The organism is Allokutzneria albata, from assembly GCF_900103775.1.
In the GTDB taxonomy this organism is placed as follows: domain Bacteria; phylum Actinomycetota; class Actinomycetes; order Mycobacteriales; family Pseudonocardiaceae; genus Allokutzneria; species Allokutzneria albata.
The window spans coordinates 7,839,401-7,857,018 of record NZ_LT629701.1 but is presented as its reverse complement, the minus strand read 5'-3'; the positions used below and the strand labels follow the sequence as shown (position 1 = coordinate 7,857,018).

At 70.1% G+C, this 17,618-nt stretch carries 20 protein-coding genes; 13 read left to right on the top strand and 7 right to left on the bottom strand.

The features are described 5' to 3' along the window. Nucleotides 1–22: 22 nt before the first annotated feature. Nucleotides 23–1,744 carry a 2-oxoglutarate dehydrogenase, E2 component, dihydrolipoamide succinyltransferase gene (gene sucB, locus BLT28_RS36010; protein WP_030428721.1) on the top strand — a complete coding sequence of 574 codons (1,722 nt, stop codon included), beginning with the start codon at nucleotides 23–25 and terminating at the stop codon, nucleotides 1,742–1,744. 86 nt (nucleotides 1,745–1,830) lie between these two features. Here the strand turns inward: sucB and BLT28_RS36005 are convergent, their stop codons facing one another. Next, nucleotides 1,831–2,235 carry a hypothetical protein gene (locus BLT28_RS36005; RefSeq protein ID WP_156050731.1) on the bottom strand — a complete coding sequence of 135 codons (405 nt, stop codon included), beginning with the start codon at nucleotides 2,233–2,235 and terminating at the stop codon, nucleotides 1,831–1,833. 508 nt (nucleotides 2,236–2,743) lie between these two features. Here BLT28_RS36005 and BLT28_RS36000 point away from each other — a divergent pair. The 6 genes from BLT28_RS36000 to BLT28_RS35975 all read left to right on the top strand — a co-directional run bounded on the left by BLT28_RS36000 (nucleotide 2,744) and on the right by BLT28_RS35975 (nucleotide 7,857). Further along, nucleotides 2,744–3,634 (top strand): TIGR01777 family oxidoreductase, encoded by an 891-nt coding sequence (locus BLT28_RS36000; protein WP_030428723.1) that lies wholly within the window; start codon nucleotides 2,744–2,746, stop codon nucleotides 3,632–3,634. Beyond that, nucleotides 3,631–4,272: a phosphatase PAP2 family protein gene (locus BLT28_RS35995; protein WP_030428724.1), complete on the top strand. Its 642-nt coding sequence runs from the start codon at nucleotides 3,631–3,633 to the stop codon at nucleotides 4,270–4,272. Before BLT28_RS36000 ends, BLT28_RS35995 begins: the two co-directional genes overlap by 4 nt. After that, entirely contained in the window at nucleotides 4,259–4,996 is a 738-nt protein-coding gene (gene lipB / locus BLT28_RS35990; RefSeq protein ID WP_030428725.1) for a lipoyl(octanoyl) transferase LipB, read from the top strand. Before BLT28_RS35995 ends, lipB begins: the two co-directional genes overlap by 14 nt. Nucleotides 4,997–5,058: 62 nt before the next feature. Beyond that, the gene (locus BLT28_RS35985) at nucleotides 5,059–6,186 is read left to right on the top strand and encodes a serine hydrolase (RefSeq protein WP_043810899.1); all 1,128 of its coding nucleotides are present in this window, start codon (nucleotides 5,059–5,061) and stop codon (nucleotides 6,184–6,186) included. Then, nucleotides 6,183–6,665, top strand: a complete 483-nt coding sequence (locus BLT28_RS35980; protein WP_030428727.1) for an ArsR/SmtB family transcription factor — start codon at nucleotides 6,183–6,185, stop codon at nucleotides 6,663–6,665. The genes BLT28_RS35985 and BLT28_RS35980 overlap by 4 nt, the downstream gene beginning before the upstream one ends. A gap of 4 nt (nucleotides 6,666–6,669) precedes the next feature. Continuing rightward, nucleotides 6,670–7,857 carry a transglutaminase-like domain-containing protein gene (locus tag BLT28_RS35975; RefSeq protein WP_081900178.1) on the top strand — a complete coding sequence of 396 codons (1,188 nt, stop codon included), beginning with the start codon at nucleotides 6,670–6,672 and terminating at the stop codon, nucleotides 7,855–7,857. Here the strand turns inward: BLT28_RS35975 and BLT28_RS35970 are convergent. Both BLT28_RS35970 and BLT28_RS35965 read right to left on the bottom strand, forming a co-directional pair. Continuing rightward, complete coding sequence (locus BLT28_RS35970; protein WP_030428729.1) at nucleotides 7,854–8,786, bottom strand: LLM class F420-dependent oxidoreductase; 933 nt, start codon at nucleotides 8,784–8,786, stop codon at nucleotides 7,854–7,856. The two genes, BLT28_RS35975 and BLT28_RS35970, sit on opposite strands and share 4 nt — an antisense overlap. A 28-nt stretch (nucleotides 8,787–8,814) precedes the next feature. Continuing rightward, nucleotides 8,815–9,456 carry a TetR/AcrR family transcriptional regulator gene (locus BLT28_RS35965; protein WP_030428730.1) on the bottom strand — a complete coding sequence of 214 codons (642 nt, stop codon included), beginning with the start codon at nucleotides 9,454–9,456 and terminating at the stop codon, nucleotides 8,815–8,817. A 106-nt stretch (nucleotides 9,457–9,562) separates the two neighbouring features. Between BLT28_RS35965 and BLT28_RS35960 the strand changes: the two genes are divergently transcribed. Genes BLT28_RS35960 through lipA form a run of 3 tightly spaced genes read left to right on the top strand, consistent with a single transcriptional unit; the run spans nucleotide 9,563 to nucleotide 12,091 of the window. After that, nucleotides 9,563–10,081 (top strand): hypothetical protein, encoded by a 519-nt coding sequence (locus BLT28_RS35960; protein ID WP_030428731.1) that lies wholly within the window; start codon nucleotides 9,563–9,565, stop codon nucleotides 10,079–10,081. Between the two features lie 51 nt (nucleotides 10,082–10,132). After that, nucleotides 10,133–11,056, top strand: coding sequence for an oxidoreductase (locus BLT28_RS35955; protein WP_030428732.1), 924 nt, complete (start codon nucleotides 10,133–10,135; stop codon nucleotides 11,054–11,056). Between the two features lie 30 nt (nucleotides 11,057–11,086). Then, nucleotides 11,087–12,091, top strand: a complete 1,005-nt coding sequence (gene lipA, locus BLT28_RS35950) for a lipoyl synthase (protein ID WP_030428733.1) — start codon at nucleotides 11,087–11,089, stop codon at nucleotides 12,089–12,091. A gap of 49 nt (nucleotides 12,092–12,140) precedes the next feature. Here the strand turns inward: lipA and yidD are convergent, their stop codons facing one another. Further along, a complete protein-coding gene (gene yidD, locus BLT28_RS40660) occupies nucleotides 12,141–12,533 on the bottom strand; it encodes a membrane protein insertion efficiency factor YidD (RefSeq protein ID WP_030428734.1) in 393 nt (130 codons plus the stop codon). A 127-nt stretch (nucleotides 12,534–12,660) separates the two neighbouring features. Between yidD and BLT28_RS35940 the strand changes: the two genes are divergently transcribed. Next, entirely contained in the window at nucleotides 12,661–13,389 is a 729-nt protein-coding gene (locus BLT28_RS35940; protein WP_030428735.1) for a DUF4191 domain-containing protein, read from the top strand. A gap of 51 nt (nucleotides 13,390–13,440) precedes the next feature. On the opposite strand, the gene BLT28_RS35935 is transcribed toward BLT28_RS35940, so the two are convergent. Next, nucleotides 13,441–13,845, bottom strand: a complete 405-nt coding sequence (locus tag BLT28_RS35935; RefSeq protein ID WP_030428736.1) for an RDD family protein — start codon at nucleotides 13,843–13,845, stop codon at nucleotides 13,441–13,443. Between the two features lie 192 nt (nucleotides 13,846–14,037). Between BLT28_RS35935 and glnA the strand changes: the two genes are divergently transcribed. Then, entirely contained in the window at nucleotides 14,038–15,462 is a 1,425-nt protein-coding gene (gene glnA, locus BLT28_RS35930) for a type I glutamate--ammonia ligase (RefSeq protein ID WP_030428737.1), read from the top strand. A 165-nt stretch (nucleotides 15,463–15,627) separates the two neighbouring features. Then, a complete protein-coding gene (locus BLT28_RS35925) occupies nucleotides 15,628–16,179 on the top strand; it encodes a hypothetical protein (RefSeq protein WP_030428738.1) in 552 nt (183 codons plus the stop codon). Here the strand turns inward: BLT28_RS35925 and BLT28_RS35920 are convergent. Both BLT28_RS35920 and BLT28_RS35915 read right to left on the bottom strand, forming a co-directional pair. Then, nucleotides 16,176–17,381, bottom strand: a complete 1,206-nt coding sequence (locus BLT28_RS35920) for a tyrosine-type recombinase/integrase (protein WP_030428739.1) — start codon at nucleotides 17,379–17,381, stop codon at nucleotides 16,176–16,178. The genes BLT28_RS35925 and BLT28_RS35920 overlap by 4 nt on opposite strands. A gap of 36 nt (nucleotides 17,382–17,417) precedes the next feature. Next, complete coding sequence (locus BLT28_RS35915) at nucleotides 17,418–17,612, bottom strand: helix-turn-helix transcriptional regulator (protein ID WP_043810900.1); 195 nt, start codon at nucleotides 17,610–17,612, stop codon at nucleotides 17,418–17,420. Nucleotides 17,613–17,618 lie beyond the last annotated feature (6 nt).

Genomic DNA, 17,618 nt, shown 5'->3' with positions numbered 1-17,618 from the left:
AAGCGCGAGGAGTCAGCGAGAGATGGCCTTCTCAGTCCAGATGCCGGCCCTGGGGGAAAGTGTCACCGAAGGCACCGTCACCCGGTGGTTGAAGCAGGAGGGCGACCGGGTTGAGGTGGACGAGCCGTTGCTCGAAGTGTCCACCGACAAGGTCGACACCGAGATCCCCTCGCCCGCGGCGGGCGTGCTTCAGCGCATCGTCGTCGCCGAGGACGAGACCGTGGACGTGGGCGCCGAGCTCGCGGTGATCGGGGACGGCGACGGCGGCGGTTCCGCCGAGCCCGCCCCGGCCCCGCAGGCCGCTGCCCCCGAACCGCAGCCCGAGCCGGAGCCCGCCCCGCAGGCGCGGCAGGAGTCCGCTCCTGCCCCGTCCTCCGGCGGTGGCGGCGGTTCCGCCGAGGGCACCGACGTGACCATGCCCGCGCTGGGCGAGAGCGTCACCGAGGGCACCGTCACCCGGTGGCTCAAGCAGGTCGGCGACTCGGTTGCGGCCGACGAGCCGCTGCTGGAGGTCTCCACCGACAAGGTCGACACCGAGATCCCCTCGCCCGCCGCGGGGACCCTGCTGGAGATCGTCGTCGGCGAGGACGAGACCGTGGACGTGGGCGCCAAGCTCGCGGTGATCGGCAGCGCGGACGCCAAGCCCGCCGCCTCGGCTCCGGCCCCCGCGCCCGCCCCGGCGGCTCCGGCTCCGGCGCCGGCCCCCAAGGCCGAGGAGCCCAAGCCCGCCCCCGCGGCGCCCGCTACGGCTCCGGCCCCGGCGGCCGAGCAGCCCAGCACCAACGGTGACGCGAGCGGTTCGCCGTACGTCACGCCGCTGGTGCGCAAGCTGGCCGCGGAGCACCGGATCGACCTCAACACCCTGAAGGGCACCGGGGTCGGCGGCCGCATCCGCAAGCAGGACGTGCTGGCCGCGGTCGAGGAGGCCAAGGCGGCGAAGGCGGCTCCGGCCCCCGCGCCCGCCGCCGCCCAGAAGGCCGCCCCCGCCCCGTCCGCCCAGCCGTCGCCGCAGGCCCAGGCGCTGCGCGGGAAGACGGAGAAGCTCTCCCGCCCGCGCCAGGTCATCGCCCGCCGGATGCGGGAGTCGCTGCAGAGCACCGCGCAGCTGACCACCGTGGTCGAGGTGGACGTCACCAAGATCGCGCGGCTGCGCCAGCGGGCGAAGGCCCAGTTCGAGGCCCGTGAGGGCGTCAAGCTGTCCTTCCTGCCGTTCTTCGCCAAGGCGGCGGTCGAGGCGCTCAAGCAGCACCCGGTGCTCAACGCCTCGATCAACGAGGAGGCGAAGGAGGTCACCTACCACGCGGAGGAGAACCTCGTCATCGCCGTGGACACCGAGAAGGGCCTGATGGTCCCGGTGATCCACAACGCCGGGGACCTGAACCTCGCGGGCCTGGCGCGCAAGATCGCCGACCTCGCGGAGCGGACCAGGACGAACAAGATCACCCCGGACGAGCTGGGCGGCGGCACCTTCACGCTGACCAACACCGGCAGCAGGGGCGCGCTGTTCGACACGCCGATCTTCACCCCGCCGCAGGTGGGCATCCTGGGCACCGGCGCGGTCGTCAAGCGCGCGGTCGTGGTGACCGACGAGTCGGGCGGCGACACCATCGCCATCCGCTCCATGGTCTACCTGGCCCTGTCCTACGACCACCGCCTGGTCGACGGTGCGGACGCCGCGCGCTTCCTCACCACGATCAAGCAGCGCTTGGAGGAAGGCGCGTTCGAGGCCGACCTCGGCCTCTGAGGCCCGTTCCTCGCACTCGACGGCCCCCGGAGCCTCCACGGTTCCGGGGGCCGTCGCGCATTCAGTCCCGGAGCGGACGAATCGGGTTACCTGTGGCTCCACCCGCCCGAACCGCCCGCCTCAAGCACACCGACGCCCCCGGCCGCACCGTTGAACTGACCGACGGGGGTTCCGCTGTGGTTGAACCAGTTGATCTGCAGGATGCCCCCGGCCGAGGCGATGCCCTGCACGTGCACGGAAGTCACGTTGCGGAAGAAGGCGTCCCACGTTTGGTAGGCCGTGTACATGAAGCCCGCCGCCTGGCCGAAGTAGGCGGGCCCACCCCAGATGCTGGCGTCGTACGACCACGGCTGGCCGTTCGGGTCGCAATCCACCTTGCCCCAGATCGCGATCTTCACCGATGCGGTCGCGCCGATCGGCGCGGGCACGGAGGCGCTCACCATGTCGTCCAGGAACTTCTCGATCTCGCCGGGATCGAGTCGGCGCCCCAAGCTGTGCACCGTGGCCGCCCGCACGATGGGGTTGTGCGGGCCAAGTTCATTCGCAGCCAATGCTTCAGCCATGACAATTTCTCCCAATTAACTAGAAAATTGATTCCAAAAAACAACTCCCATGGTGTTTCCATTCCCGGGGCAGCCAGAAGTCGCCACACAGGTGAAGGTGGACTGCAACGATCGTTGCAACGGGAAGCCGATGGCTGAACCGATACTCAACCGCCCCCGCCGACTCAGCCGGTCGAACTCGGGCTATTCACCCCGGTGATGCAGCTCGCGATCACCGAGCCTTTTTCCGCAGAATCCAGCAGCGGCTGGCGCCGATCGGACGGAGGCTTCCGAGAACAGGGGTTCCGCGGAGCGGCCGGTCGGGCACGCCGGCAACAGCCACCGCGCATCATGGACGGGCGCGTGGGGTGCACCCCGCACGGCGGACGTCGGGTGGACATTCGATCTTGTGGGGTGAGGGTGTGCACTGGAGCGGGTTCTTGGGGAACATCGGGGTATGCGCGTTGTGATCGCCGGTTCGTCCGGCCTGATCGGCTCGGCCCTCATCCCGGTGCTGCGGCAGGCCGGGCACGAGGTGCTGCGCCTGGTTCGCCGTAGGCCCGCCGCCCCCGACGAGCGGGGGTGGGACCCCTACGCGGGCAAGCTGGACGAGCGCGCGCTGGACGGTGCCGACGCCGTGGTGAACCTCTGCGGTGCGGGTATCGGCGAGCGGCGATGGACCGAGGAGCGCAAGCAGACCCTGCTCACCAGCCGCGTCGCGCCGACCCGGTTGCTGGCCGAGGCCGTCGCGGAGCGCAAGGTGCCGACGCTGGTCAACGGCTCCGCCGTGGGGTTCTACGGGGACACCGGGTCTCGGGTGGTCGACGAGACCGCGACCGCCGGCGAGGGCTTCCTCGCCGACCTGTGCGAGCAGTGGGAGCACACCGCGGAGCGGGCGCAGGTCGGTGGGACGCGGGTGGTGATGCTGCGCACCGGCCTGGTGCTCTCCCCCTCCGGCGGCCTGCTCGGCCAGCTGCGGCCGCTGTTCTCGATGATGCTCGGCGGGCGGCTCGGCTCCGGCCGGCAGTACATGCCGTGGATCTCCCTGGACGACGAGGTCGGCGCGATCCGGTTCGTGCTGGAGAACGAGGCGGTCAGCGGCCCGGTCAACCTCACCGGCCCGATCCCGGCGACCAACGCGGAGTTCACCGCCGCGTTCGGCAAGGCGCTCGGACGGCCCGCGCCGTGGGTGGTGCCCGGGTTCGCGCTGCGGCTGGTTCTGGGCGGTTTCGCCGACGAGGGCGCGCTGATCGGCCAGCGCGCCGTGCCCGCGGTCCTGGAGCGCACGGGCTACGAGTTCCAGCACCCGACGCTCGAGGCCGCGCTCGACGCCGCGGAGGACCGTTGAGGGCTCCGTCCCGGCCGCTGCTCGCGACGATCGGGGGCGCACTCTTCGCGACCTGCCTCGTCCTGGGCACGCTGGTCAGCAACAACCCGCCCACGATCGACGTCTGGTTCGTCGAGGCGTTCCGCGGCGAGCACGACCAGCTGCTCGGCCAGATCATCAAGCCGATCACCGACGTCTTCGGGCCCGCTCTGGCGTTGACGCTGATGGTGACCCTGGTCTTCGGCTTCGGCTACTACACGGGCCTCGGCGACGACGTCCGCGCAGGCGTCATGGTCCGCGCCGCGCTCGTGCTCGGGCTCTCGTGGGCGGTCGTGCAGCTCAAGGGCGTCTTCGTGCGGACACGACCACGCGTGTTCCCCGGTGAGAGCTTCCCCAGCGGTCACGTCACGGCCGTCACCGCGGTCACCGTCACCGTGGTCGTGCTGATCGTGTGGAGCGGCCGCGAACTCGCGCGGTGGGTACCGGGAGCGCTCGCGTTCGTGGTGCTGCTGGCCGCGTCCTGCCGCGTGATGCTCGGCGTGCACTACCTGACCGACGTGGTCGGTGGTTTCGTCGGCGCCCTGGGTGTCGGGCTGCTCGTCTCGGCCGCGGTTTGGCCTCCCGACAAGGGAGTACTGTCGAGCCGTGAGCCGTCCTGACATCTCTTGCCGCGTCGCGAGCACTCCGGTCCAGGTCCGCCACCTCGGGCTGATCGACTACGTCGAGGCGTGGGAGCTGCAACGCGAACTCGCCGAGGCGCGCGCCAACGGCACCGGCCCGGACCAGCTGCTGCTGCTGGAGCACCACTCCGTCTACACGGCGGGCAAGCGCACGCAGCCGGAGGACCGCCCGGACGACGGCACCCCCGTCGTCGAGGTCGACCGCGGCGGCAAGATCACCTGGCACGGGCCGGGGCAGCTGGTCGGCTACCCGCTGATCGCGCTGGCCGAGCCGGTGGACGTGGTCGACTACGTGCGGCGGCTGGAGCAGGCGCTGATCGTGGTCTGCCAGTCCTTCGGGCTGGAGGTCGGCCGCGTCGAGGGCCGCAGCGGCGTCTGGCTGGCCGGGGACGCCACCCGCCAGGAGCGCAAGATCGCCGCGATCGGCATCCGGGTGCAGCGCGGCGTGACCATGCACGGCTTCTCGCTCAACTGCGAGCCGGACACCAAGGCGTTCGACCGGATCGTGCCCTGCGGACTGACCGGCGTCGGCGTGACCTCGCTGTCGGAGGAGGTCGGCCGCCGGGTCACCGTCGCCGAGGCCCTGCCGCTGGCCGAGCGCGCCGTGCTGGCCGCCCTCGAAGGCGAGATCCAGGTCAGCGAGACCAACATCGCCCGGACCGGGCCCACCGCCCCCGGCATCACCTTCGCTCTGCAGAACTAGACCGCGACCGCCGACCCCCTCTATTATTCCGGAATTACGGAACACCGGAGGGGGAGTTCGGAATGCTCAGCAGAAGGCACCTGCTCGGCGCGGCGGCCCTGGCCGTGCCCGCGTCGCTGGCCCTGCCCGCACTCGCGTCGGCGGAACCCCAGGCGGCGCCGCCCAAGACGCCGGAAGCCTGGGTGGAGTGGTTGCGCGGCAACAAGGACAAGGTCGGCGTCCACCTCGACAACGGCGTGGGCGGGGTGGTGGTGCACCGCCAGGAGGTCGCGCAGCCGCTCGCGTCGGCGATGAAGGTGGTGCACCTGGCCGCCTACGCCACCGCGGTCGCGGAGCGGCGCCTCGACCCGAAGCGCCGCGTGCGCATCGCCGACTGGGAGTCCTACTACCTGCCGAACATGGACGGCGGGGCGCATCCGGCCGCGCTCAAGCACCTGAAGATCCCGCTGGACCCGAGCGGCTTCTACGCCGCCGACCCGCAGCGCGAGGTCAGCCTGGACGACCTGGCGCTCGCGATGATCACCTTCAGTGACAACGCGGCGACCGACTACCTCGCCGTGCTGCTCGGCGAGCCGGAGCTGCGCCGGGCCGCCGCCGTGGCGGGCTGGGCGCACGCCGACGTGCGGATGATCAGCGGCGAGATGCTCATCGCGCTCCACGGCGAGGACCCGAAGCCCGTCGAGGTCCGCAAAGCGACCGGCCGCAAGTACGCCAAGCGCTACGCTGGCGACCCTCAGTTCCGCCAGTGGGTCATCGCGACGCTCTACCCGAAGCTGCCCGGGTTCGACGGCCTCGCTCCGTGGGCCGCGGGCACGTGGGGGTCCTCCGCGCAGGACCTCGCCAAGCTGCACCGCGCGCTGGCCACCGGGAACTACCGCCCGGCCGCCGCCGCTCCGCTGGCCAGGACCCACCTGGAGCGCGCGTTCGGCCCGAACCCGAGGCCCGGTTTCGCGTCCTTCGGGTTCAAGGGCGGATCGCTGTCCGGCGGCATCCTGACCCTCGCCTTCGGCGCGCGCCGCACGGACGGCACGGTCAGCTCGGGCGCGGTGCTCTTCCGCGGGCTCACCGAGGCCGAGTTCGCCGAGCAGCGGTCGCTGGTCGACCTGGTGGTCAACGCCGCCGTCGATCCGGCGTGGCAGCGGAGGGTGGCCGAAGCGCTCGGGACGCGGCCAGGCATGCTCGGGGGATGACCGAGAGCACGCCGGGCGACCTCGCCGCCAGGGTCGCCGAGCTGGAGCTCCGGGTCGCCGCGCTGGAGGGCCGCGCGGCGACCGAGGAGCCCGCACGGGAGGACGGCGGCGGGCTGCTGGCCTACGAGGGCGCGGTGACGCTGCACCAGGAGCTGTCCTGGAAGATCCTCTGCCGCCCCGAGCCGCTGCTGGGCCTTCCCGACGCGCCGCGCACCGAAGTCCTTGCCGCGCTGGGGAATCCGGTGCGCATCGCGGTGCTCCGGCTGCTCGTCACCGACGGGCCGCAGCCCGCGTCAGCGCTGCAGGCGGCGGCCGGGCTCGGCTCGACCGGGCAGCTCTACCACCACTTGAAGGCGCTCACCGGCGCCCGGATCGTGGAGCAGGACGGGCGCGGAAGTTACCGTGTGCGCCCTCAGGCCACGGTCCCCGCCCTGATCATGCTGGCCGCCGCGTCGGACATCGCCGGCCAGCTGCACTGACTTCATGGAGAGCCCGGATATGCGCCGCCTGACCTGGTCCATCCACAACCACAGCGACTCGCCGATGACGCTGATGCTGGCGCGATTGCCCGACACGCCGAGGCAGTCCGTCGCCTCCTGCACCGTGGACCCCGCGCCGCACACCACCACCGACGACGCGTGGCTGGTGTCCGTCCCGCCCGGCAGCCGCGCCGGCCTCCGCGCCGAAGTCCTTGTGCACCGACCTGATCCGGCACGCGCGACGCCGGAGCTGTCCGAGGCCGAGCGCGCCAGGTACACCGCGTCCACCGCGCTCGTCCCGCTGTCGGAGTCCATCCACGCGGAGGCGCTGCGGCTCGCCGGGGACCGGACGGAACCGGAGGAGATCGCGCGCGCGTTCTTCGACGAGCTGGTCGGCGACCGGTACCGCTACACCTGGCCGACCGGCGATCTCGGCGCCGAGGCGATGCTCTGGGATAGGAGCGGGGACTGCGGCGCCTACGCGTTCCTCTTCGTCGCCTGGTGCCGGGCGATGGGCATTCCGGCGCGGACGGTCTTCGGCACCTGGGCGACGGGACGGCTCCAGGCGCACGCGTGGGCGGAGTTCCACGTCGCCGGGACCGGGTGGCTGCCGGTCGACCCGAGCTTCGGCTGGCTCACCGCGCACCAGCGCTGGCCCGCGAAGAGCCGGGAAGCCGTGGAGGGCAGCTTCGGCGATCTGCCCGGCGAGCGGATCGTCTTCAGCCACGACGCCGAGTTCCCCTTGCCGGACGGGCTGGACCTGCCCGCGGCACCGGAAGCCGCGGCCGGCGGCCGGAACAGCAAGACGAGCTGGGACGGCACGATGCTGATGGCCGGGCGGCGCGTGCGGTGGGGCGCGGAGACGCTGGCGGGCAGGGTTCCCTACCTCCAGCCCGCGTACCCGATCTACCCCGACGGCAACGCCGACGCGCGCGTCACGCTGGGCAGCTGGCTGGTCGAGACCCCGCGCACCCGGTTGCTCGCGAAGATCGGCTATGTGCTGTGCGCACTCGCCGCGCTGCTGTTGCCGTTCCTGGCGAGGGAATCGGCGAACCCGGTCACCTCGGTGCTCGTGGTCGGCGCGGTCGTGCTGTTCGAGGTCTGGCTGATCGCGTCGCGGCGGAGCGTGCTCATCCCCGCCGCGACGCTGGTCGGCCTGCTGGGCTTCATGACCCAGAACCTGCTGACCTAGAACTGGGGGAACACCTCGGCGGCGATCAGCTCGACCTGGTCGAGGTCGTCGAGGTCCATCAGCTGGAAGTAGACGCGGGTGATCCCGGTCTTGTCCCTCCACTGCCCCAGCTTGTCCACCACCTCGGTGGGCGAGCCCGCGAGGCCGTTGCGCCGCAGCTCCTCGACCTCACGGCCGATCGCGGCGGCGCGTTCGGCGAGCCGGGCCTCGTCCTTGGCGACGCAGGCGACCAGCGCGGCCGAGCGCACCACCGAGCGCGGGTCGCGGCCCTTCTCCGCGCAGGCCGCCGCGACGCGCTCGAACTGGGCGACCGCGGTGTCCATGTCGGCGAAGGGCACGTTGAACTCGTCGGCGTAGCGCGCGGCCAGCTTCGGCGTGCGCTTCGCCCCGAGCCCGCCGATCAGCACCGGCGGGTGCGGGCGCTGGGCGGGCTTGGGCAGCGCGGGCGAATCGGTCAGCTGGTAGTGCTCGCCCCGGTAGGAGAAGGTCTCCCCCTCCGAGGTCTGCCACAGGCCGGTGATCACCGCGAGCTGCTCGGCGTAGCGGTCGAAGCGCTCGCGCACGTCGGGGAACGGGATGCCGTAGGCGGTGTGCTCCTCGGCGAACCAGCCGGAGCCGATGCCGAACTCGACCCGCCCGCCGGACATGTGGTCGACCTGCGCGACGGAGATCGCCAGCGGTCCGGGGTGGCGGAAGGTGCCCGCCGTCATCAGGGTGCCGAGGCGGATGCGCGAGGTCTCGCGGGCCAGCCCGGCCAGCGTGATCCACGCGTCGGTCGGGCCGGGCAGCCCGGTGACCCCTCCCATCTTCAGGTAGTGGTCGGAGCGGAAGAACGCGCCGTACCCCGCGTCCTCGGCACAGCGAGCCACGCGCAACAGGTCGTCGTAGGTGGCCCCTTGCTGGGGCTCGGTGAAGATCCGGAAGTCCACGGGCACCGAACTTAGTGGCGCACGCCACTCACTGCCCAGTGGTGACCGCGCAGTTCGGCCAGCCGGTCTCCTTCAGCGCGCGCAGCCCCGACACCACGCTCTCGATGCAGCGGCCGATCTCCTCGCTGGCCTTCTTCTGGTCCTCGGCCGCCGCGATCATGGTCGCGCCGCCCGCGAGCGCGCCGAAGAGCAGCCGCGCCATCGGCTCCTCCGGTGCCTCGCCGATCAGCCCGGAGTCGATCAACCCGCTGACCGCCGTGCGCACCAGCCCGAAGCTGAACCGCTCCTCCGCCCGCCGCCACGCCTCGTAGCCCATCACCACCGGGCCCTCGTGCAGCACGATCCGCTGGTAGGCGGGCTCCAGGCAGACGCGCAGGTAGGCGCGCAGGCCCTCCAGCGAGGTCTCCCACACGTCACCGGGCTGCGAGACGATCTCCGACAGCCGGGTCAGCATGTCCTGCTCCACCGCGTGGAAGGCGGCTTCGAACAGCCCCTGCTTCCCGCTGAAGTGGTGGTAGAGCGCGCCCTTGGTGACCCGCGCCCGCTTGCACACCTCATCCAGCGACGTGCCCGCGTAGCCGCGCTCGGTGAACAGCACCACAGCCCCGTCCACCAGGGCTTTCCTCGTCGATTCCGAGTAGTCCACCCGCCGCGGCCGCGCTGTCGCCATGCTCACAACACTACGACATACCGCCAGTACGTACCGATGGTATGGTGAGCATGTCGGCCATACCGCCGGTATGGCGCAAACCACAGGTATGACGAGGAGGCAGGCCATGAGCTGGGAAGACTTCTACCGCCGCCGGGACGCGCTCGACGCCGCGGTCACCGCCGCCTGCGCTCGTTCGGACGCCCGGCTGCCTGCCGTCGCCGAAGATCCGCTTGCGGGATCGAGCATGGGCACCGAGGACCTCATCAGCACCGAAGGCATTGCAGCCGCACTGCACTACCGCTGGATGCTGCTGCTGACCTCGCGCGTGGACCTCGCGCTGCTGGAGGCCGAGCGCACCCGCGGCGACCGCGTCGAGGCCGTCACCTCCGCCTGGCACCGCACCGCCGAGACCGAGCCCGCGTTGCGCCGGGTGCTCGACGCCAACCCGGTGCCGGAGGCCTCGCTCGCCCGCGAGCACCGCATGCTCGCGCTGGCCGCCGGCCTCGCCGAGGACGGCGATTCCGAGGACGACGTCGACCGCATCGGTGCGACATTCCTCGGCCTCGTGCGCAGCGCGCCGAAGCCGGCCACCCGGCGTTCTCCGCTGAGCGGCCTGCTCCGCAAACTGGCCTTGACCGCCTGAACCTGACAAACCGCACTGGCGAGACCGGCTACTCACAGGTAGGCAGGGGACATGTCGAAGTGGACCGCGGCCGACATCCCCGATCAGACCGGCAGGACGATCCTGATCACCGGGGCCAACTCCGGCCTCGGCCTGGCCAGCGCGAGCGCACTGTCCGCACGTGGCGCACGGGTACTGCTCGCCTGCCGCTCCCCCGAACGCGCCGCGCCCGCCGTCGAGCAGGTCACCAAGGCCGCGACGGGCGAGCGCCCCGAGCTGGTCACCCTCGACCTCGCCGACCTGTCGTCCGTGCGCAAGGCCAGTGAGGACATCCGCGAGCGCACCGGCGACCGGCTGGACGTGCTGATGAACAACGCGGGCGTGATGGGCCCGCCGCTGCGCCGCACCGCCGACGGCTTCGAGTCCCAGATCGGCACCAACCACTTCGGCCACGCCGCGCTGACCTGGCTGTTGACGCCCGCGATCCGCGAGCGCGTGGTCACGGTGTCCTCGCTGGCCCACCACCGGGGCGGGCTGCGCGTGGACGACCCGAACTTCGAGCTGCGCCGCTACGACCCGGTCACCGGCTACGGCCAGTCCAAGCTGGCCAACCTGCTGTTCGCGTTCGAGCTGAACCGCAGGCTGGCCAAGGCGGGCTCGGACGTGATCAGCGTCGCCGCGCACCCCGGCTTCACCAAGAGCGAGCTGTCCACGAACATGGCCCGCTCACGCGGCAGCAGGTTCATGGAGCGCGGCGCCGAGCTGGTCAACCGGATCATCTCGCAGGACACCGCGACGGGGACGCTGCCCCAGCTCTACGCGGCGACCATGCCGGACGTGCGCGGCGGCGAGTACTTCGGCCCCGGCGGTGTGCTGGAGCTCTTCGGTTCCCCCGCCCGCGCCCGCGCCTCCGCGAACGCCCGTGACCAGGTGCTCGCCCGCAGGTTGTGGGTGGTGACGGCCGAGCTGACCGGAGTCACACCCGACCCCTCCTGATTTCCGGACGAACGGGCGTAGGCTGGGCGCGTGACCGTGGTTCCTGAGGGCCGCAAGCTGCTGCGGCTGGAAGTTCGCAACAGCGAGACTCCCATCGAGAAGAAGCCCTCGTGGATCAAGACGAAGGCGAAGATGGGCCCGGAGTACTCCGAGCTCAAGAGCCTGGTCAAACGCGAAGGCCTGCACACGGTGTGCGAGGAGGCCGGCTGCCCCAACATCTACGAGTGTTGGGAGGACCGCGAGGCCACCTTCCTCATCGGCGGTGAGCAGTGCACCCGCCGCTGCGACTTCTGCCAGATCGACACGGGCAAGCCCGCCGCGCTGGACCGCGACGAGCCCCGCCGGGTCGCCGAGTCCGTCCAGGCCATGGGCCTGCGCTACTCGACGGTGACCGGAGTGGCCCGCGACGACCTCGAGGACGGCGGCGCCTGGCTCTACGCGGAGACCGTGCGGCAGATCCACGAGCTGAACCCGGGGACCGGCGTCGAGCTGCTGATCCCGGACTTCAACGCCAACCCCGAGCAGCTGGCCGAGGTCTTCGGCTCGCGCCCGGAGGTGCTGGCGCACAACCTGGAGACGGTGCCGCGCATCTTCAAGCGCATCCGCCCCGCCTTCCGCTACGAGCGCTCGCTCGAAGTGATCACCCGCGCCCGCGAGGCCGGTCTGGTCACCAAGTCCAACCTGATCCTGGGCATGGGCGAGGAGCCGGAGGAGGTCACGGCCGCGCTGCACGACCTGCACGAGGCGGGCTGCGACATCATCACCATCACCCAGTACCTGCGGCCCAGCCCCCGGCACCACCCGGTGTCCCGCTGGGTCAAGCCGCAGGAGTTCGTCGACCACTCCAAGAAGGCCGAGGAGATCGGCTTCGCGGGTGTGATGGCCGGACCGCTGGTGCGCTCGTCCTACCGCGCAGGCCGCCTCTACACGCAGGCGGTCCGCCACCGCGGCGAGGAGGTCCCGGAGAACCTGCGCCACCTCAGCGAGCAGGGCACCGCGGCGCAGGAGGCCAGCGCCGTCCTCGCCCGGCAGTAGACCTGTTTTGCAGGGGAGGGGCCGCACCGCACCGGTGCGGCCCCTTTCGCTATCCGCAGGCGGTGACGCGGGCCGCGGCCAGGCGTAGCCCGCTGCGCCCGCCGTGCCGGTGCACGGCGTCGACCGCGAACGCGCTGCACGAGACCGGCTGCGGGCACGCCACCGTGAAGCGCGAGAGCAGCGCCTGGTAGCCGCGCAGTGCGCCGAGCACGAACCGCCTCGACGCGGCACCGTCTCCCACCAGGCGCGACGCCGCCATCAGCAGCGCGGACGGCCTGGGCAGCAGCGTGAAGTTGCCGCCGCCACCACCGCCCCCGCCGTCGCCACCACCGCCGCCGTCACTGCCGCCTCCCCCGTCAGTCCCGGAGTTGCAGCCCCCACCGCTGCCGTTGTTCGAGGACGCGGCCCCGCTCCACCCGCCATTGCCTTTGCGTCGTGCCATCGCGGACCCCTAACGATCGCTCACTTGGCGCATCGGACCGTTCCGATCCTCCAGACTTCGGAGCCACCGCGCCAGGAACTCGTCGGCCCGGCGCAACGGCCCTCGCTCACGGCCGTATCCTGGAGGCATGGCCCCCAAGCAGGACAAGGCTGCCGCCAAGGAAGCGAAGCGCGCACGCCGCGAAGCATCCCGTCAGCGCCGCAAGCAGATCTTCGAGGCGTTCAAGATGCAGCGCCGCGAGGACCGCGGCCTGATCCCGTGGATGCTCGGCTCGTTCCTCGTGGTGGCGGGCGGCATCTTCGCCCTCGGCCTGCTCTGGGACATGCACTGGGTGTTCCTCGCGCCCGGTATCGCCTTCGGTGTGCTCGCCGCGGTGGTCGTGTTCGGCCGCAGGGTTCAGCGCAACGTCTTCACCAAGGCCGACGGCCAGCCCGGCGCCGCGGCGTGGGCGCTGGACAACATGCGCGGCAACTGGCGCGTCACCAAGGCCGTCGCGGGCACCACGCAGCTCGACGCCGTGCACCGGGTCGTCGGCCGCTGCGGGGTCGTACTCGTCGGCGAGGGTGCTCCGCACCGGGTGAAGCCGCTCCTGGGCCAGGAGAAGAAGCGCATCGCCAGGGTCATCGGCGAGACCCCGATCTACGACCTGATCGTCGGCAACGAGGACAAGCAGGTCAAGCTCAAGGACCTGCAGCGGCACCTGACCAAGCTGCCCCGCAACATCACCAAGGCCCAGGTCGACGTGATCGAGACCCGGCTCTCGGCGCTGGCGGCCCGCGGCGCGGCGATGCCGAAGGGCCCGCTGCCCCAGGGCGCGAAGATGCGCAACGTCCAGCGCGCGATGCGGCGCCGCTGAGGTTTCACGCTTCCACGGGAGCCGGGTCCGCTGGGCCCGGCTTTCGTCGTTCTAGCGGGTGCTGACCACGGCGGTGCTGACGACCTTGTCGTGCAGGCCGCGGCCGTCGTCGTCGCTGACCACGGCGGGAATCACCAGGCACAGCAACAGGGTTCGCACGAGCACGCGGCCCGGGTCCGGGCGCAGCCCGTCGATCTTCACCAGCCGCAGCCCGGCGACCGCGTAGCCCAGCGTCCTGCCGAACAGCGAGTGCGAGATGATCGTCACCGCCGCGAAGATCACCAGCGCCGACAGCGACGGGTTCGTCGTGAGGAAGTAGGCCGCGGCGGCCGCCGGCAGCCAGTCCACGACCAGCGCGAGGATCCGGCGGCCGAAGGAGGCCAGCGAGCCGGGACCGTGCGCGGGGAAGCCGAACCGCGCTCCGGCGTGGGTGACGGACTCCGGTTCGGTGCTCACGCTGTCAAGGGTAAGACCGGGTGGCTCCGGTGCCCCGACCAGGTGGGTCAAGCCACCGGCCCGGGTTGCCGTTAACACTGAGGAAACACTGGGGTAGCGGTCGAGCAACACCGCGCACCTAGCGTCAGTCCCATGCCGGCGGCAATCCTGCACCGGCGGACAAGCCTCACGCGCGTGAAGGAGCCAACGAGGGTGTTCACCAATCCCGACGAGGTCCTGCGCTTCATTTCCGAAGAGGACGTGAAGCTCGTCGATGTCCGGTTCAGCGACCTGCCCGGCATCATGCAGCACTTCACCGTGCCCGCCGAAGCGTTCGACGCCGACGCGATCGCCGAGGGTCTGGCCTTCGACGGCTCCTCGGTGCGGGGCTTCCAGCAGATCCACGAGTCGGACATGCTGCTGCTGCCCGACCTGGCCACGGCGCGCATCGACCCGTTCCGCGAGGTCAAGACGCTGATCGTGAACTTCTTCGTGCACGACCCGCTGACCCGCGAGCCCTACAGCCGCGACCCGCGCAACATCGCCCGCAAGGCCGAGCAGTACATCGCCGAGTCCGGCCTGGCCGACCTGGCGTACTTCGCGCCCGAGGCGGAGTTCTACCTCTTCGACTCGATCCGCTTCTCCAGCAGCGAGAACGCCTCCTTCCACGAGATCGACTCCGTGGCGGGCTGGTGGAACACCGGCCGCGAGGAGGAGGGCGGCAACAAGGGCTACAAGGTCAAGTACAAGGGCGGCTACTTCCCGGTCACCCCGACCGACCACTTCGCCGACCTGCGCGACCAGATCGTCCTGAAGCTCCAGGGCTCCGGCTTCGAGGTGGAGCGCGCGCACCACGAGGTGGGCACCGCGGGCCAGGCCGAGATCAACTACAGGTTCAACACGCTGCTGCACGCGGCCGACGACCTGCAGCTGTTCAAGTACATCGTGAAGAACACCGCGTGGGCCGCGGGCAAGACCGCGACCTTCATGCCTAAGCCCCTCTACGGCGACAACGGCTCGGGCATGCACTGCCACCAGTCGCTGTGGAAGGACGGCACCCCGCTGTTCTACGACGAGTCCGGCTACGCCGGCCTGTCCGACACCGCGCGGCACTACATCGGCGGCATCCTGCACCACGCGCCGAGCCTGCTGGCCTTCACCAACCCGACGGTGAACTCCTACCACCGCCTGGTCCCGGGCTTCGAGGCGCCGGTCAGCCTGGTCTACTCGCAGCGCAACCGCTCCGCGTGCGTGCGCATCCCGATCACCGGCAACAACCCGAAGGCCAAGCGGGTCGAGTTCCGCTGCCCCGACTCCTCGGGCAACCCGTACCTCGCCTTCGCCGCCATGCTGATGGCCGGTCTCGACGGCATCAAGAACAAGATCGAGCCCCCGGCTCCGATCGACAAGGACCTCTACGAGCTCCCGCCGGAGGAGGCCAAGGACGTCGCCCAGGTGCCCGCATCCCTGGACGAGGCCCTGAACAACCTGGAGAAGGACCACGAGTTCCTGCTCGAGGGCGGCGTCTTCACCGAGGACGTCATCCACACCTGGATCGCCCTCAAGCGCGAGCAGGAGATCGACCCGATCCGCCTCCGCCCGCACCCGTACGAGTTCGCTCTGTACTACGACGTGTGATGCGTCCGGGGCTCCGACCAGCCATTTCCCCGGTCTGAGCCCCGCCCAGGCCGCCTCCAGGCCGTCAGGGATGGAGAGGCCGTCAGATCGACCACAGGCCGAGGGCCGGGTGACTACTCCAGTCACCCGGCCCTCGGTCGTTTCAAGGTCCTCTACAGTTCGCTCGTGGAGGGCATCTCGAACCCCTGGGTCACCGGAGGCGCCGCAGTTCTCGCTGCGTTGATCGCGTTCGGAGGGGTTGCCCTCGGGCAGTTGATGCAGAGCCGACGCGAACGTCAGTTGCGCACCGACCAGTGGCGTCGTGAAGACCGACACCGGTTCGCCGATCACAAACGTGAGCTCTACGCGGAACTGCTGTCCTACTTCGATCGGTGGCAGCACGACATCCGGTGCTATGACATCGAGTTCAACAAGCAGAACAAGGATTCTGCCAATTTCCCGATTGACTGGCTGGACTCCGCCAACGCCCCCGATGGGATAACTGAGGAACGCCGGTCCATTGACCTCCTCCTCGGTCGAGTCAGGCTCGTATCCAACGCCATCTGGGCACAGGCTCAAGCCCACGTGGCCACCTTGGACGACCTGACCTACGCACTCATGATCGGTTCCCGCGCTCCAACCAAAGAGGACTGGGCGACGGTTTACCACGCGCTTTCTGTGATCACAGACGCTATGCGCGGTGACCTTGGCGCAGATGAGCAGGAAGCGCACAGCTAGGCAGCCTCACCACTGTCGGCATTCACATCGAACACCTTGTCCACGGCCGCCCGCGTCCGTTCGTGGCTCGCTGGCATCAGGTGCGTGTACACGCGGAGCGTGAACGCCGGGTCAGCGTGCCCCAGGTAGTCGGCGAGCGCCCGGATGCTCACGCCTTCTTCCAACAGCGACGAGGCATAGAAGTGCCGCAGGGCGTGGAAGCCCTCTGCTCGTCCCGGCTTCTCCACTCCCGCCGCTTCGAGCGCCGGTTTCCAGACGTGGTGGTTGAACGAGTGCCGATGGAGTTGCTTCGACTCGCGCGTGTAGATCAACAGCGGCACAGTCACCGGCTTGCCGTCGGGAGAACCCCACGGCAACGTGATCCGCAGCGGCTTGTACTTCTTCGTGTGCGCTTTGATCGCAGCCGCCACGCTGGCAGGCAACGGGACGGCACGGCTCTTTCCGTGCTTCGGTGACCCGAAGATCATCGTCCCGCGCACGATCTTGATCTGGCGCAGCACGTGAATGACGCCCTCGGACTCGTCCACGTCATCCGGCGAGAATCCGAACACCTCCCCTTGCCGCAGGCCGCAGCCAGCGCCGAGGTTCACACCCACCCTGTACCGCTCCCCCAACGCCTTCCGAACCGCATGCACTCGTTCCGCTGACCACGGCACGACCTTCGGGTACTCGCCACGCGGCTTGATCACGGACTTCCCGTTGCACGGGTTCTTGCGGATGCGCTCATCGTCGATCGCAGCGGTGAAGATTGCCGAAACATTGGCGAAGATCGACCTGCGGTAGGTCTCGGCAAGCCCCTTCTGTTGAAGCTTCCGGTCCCACGCCTGAATCGTCGACGGTTGGATGGCCCGAAGCTCTATGTCCCCGAAGTACGGGTACACGTGGAGCTTCAACCGGAACTCCACACCCTCACGCGTCGACTCATCGAAGGTGCGAGCCTCAATCCAGTACTCCTCCGTGTAGTCCCGGAAGGTGATCTTCCCCGCGTTCGGGTCCAAGTAGGTGCCCTTGTTCTTGTCGTTCTCCATCTCGTTCAGGAAGGCTTCCGCCGCCTTCTTCTGCCGATCGGGAAACATCTTCGAGCGCTCCCGACCATCGGGGCCGGGATAGCGCACTTTGTACCGCATTCCCTTGCCATACAAGGGAGTCTTCTCCCTCTCACCATCCTTGACGGTCCACCAGCGGTCTTGTACGTGGCCCATGACAGACCTCTCCTGTGTGTCGAATTGCCGAAAGCTCTACGCCGCCTCTTGACCGAGACGGCCGAACCACCTGCGGACTTCGATCGGGTCCCACCGCAGGTGCTTGCCGACCTTGCGCGCCGGAGGCCCGTAGTTCTTGCTGCGCCACCCACGGATGGTGTGCACCGGAACACCGAGGTAGGCCGAGACTTCTTCCACACCCCAGAGCGGCTCGATTTCGCGCACGTTCATCTCTCC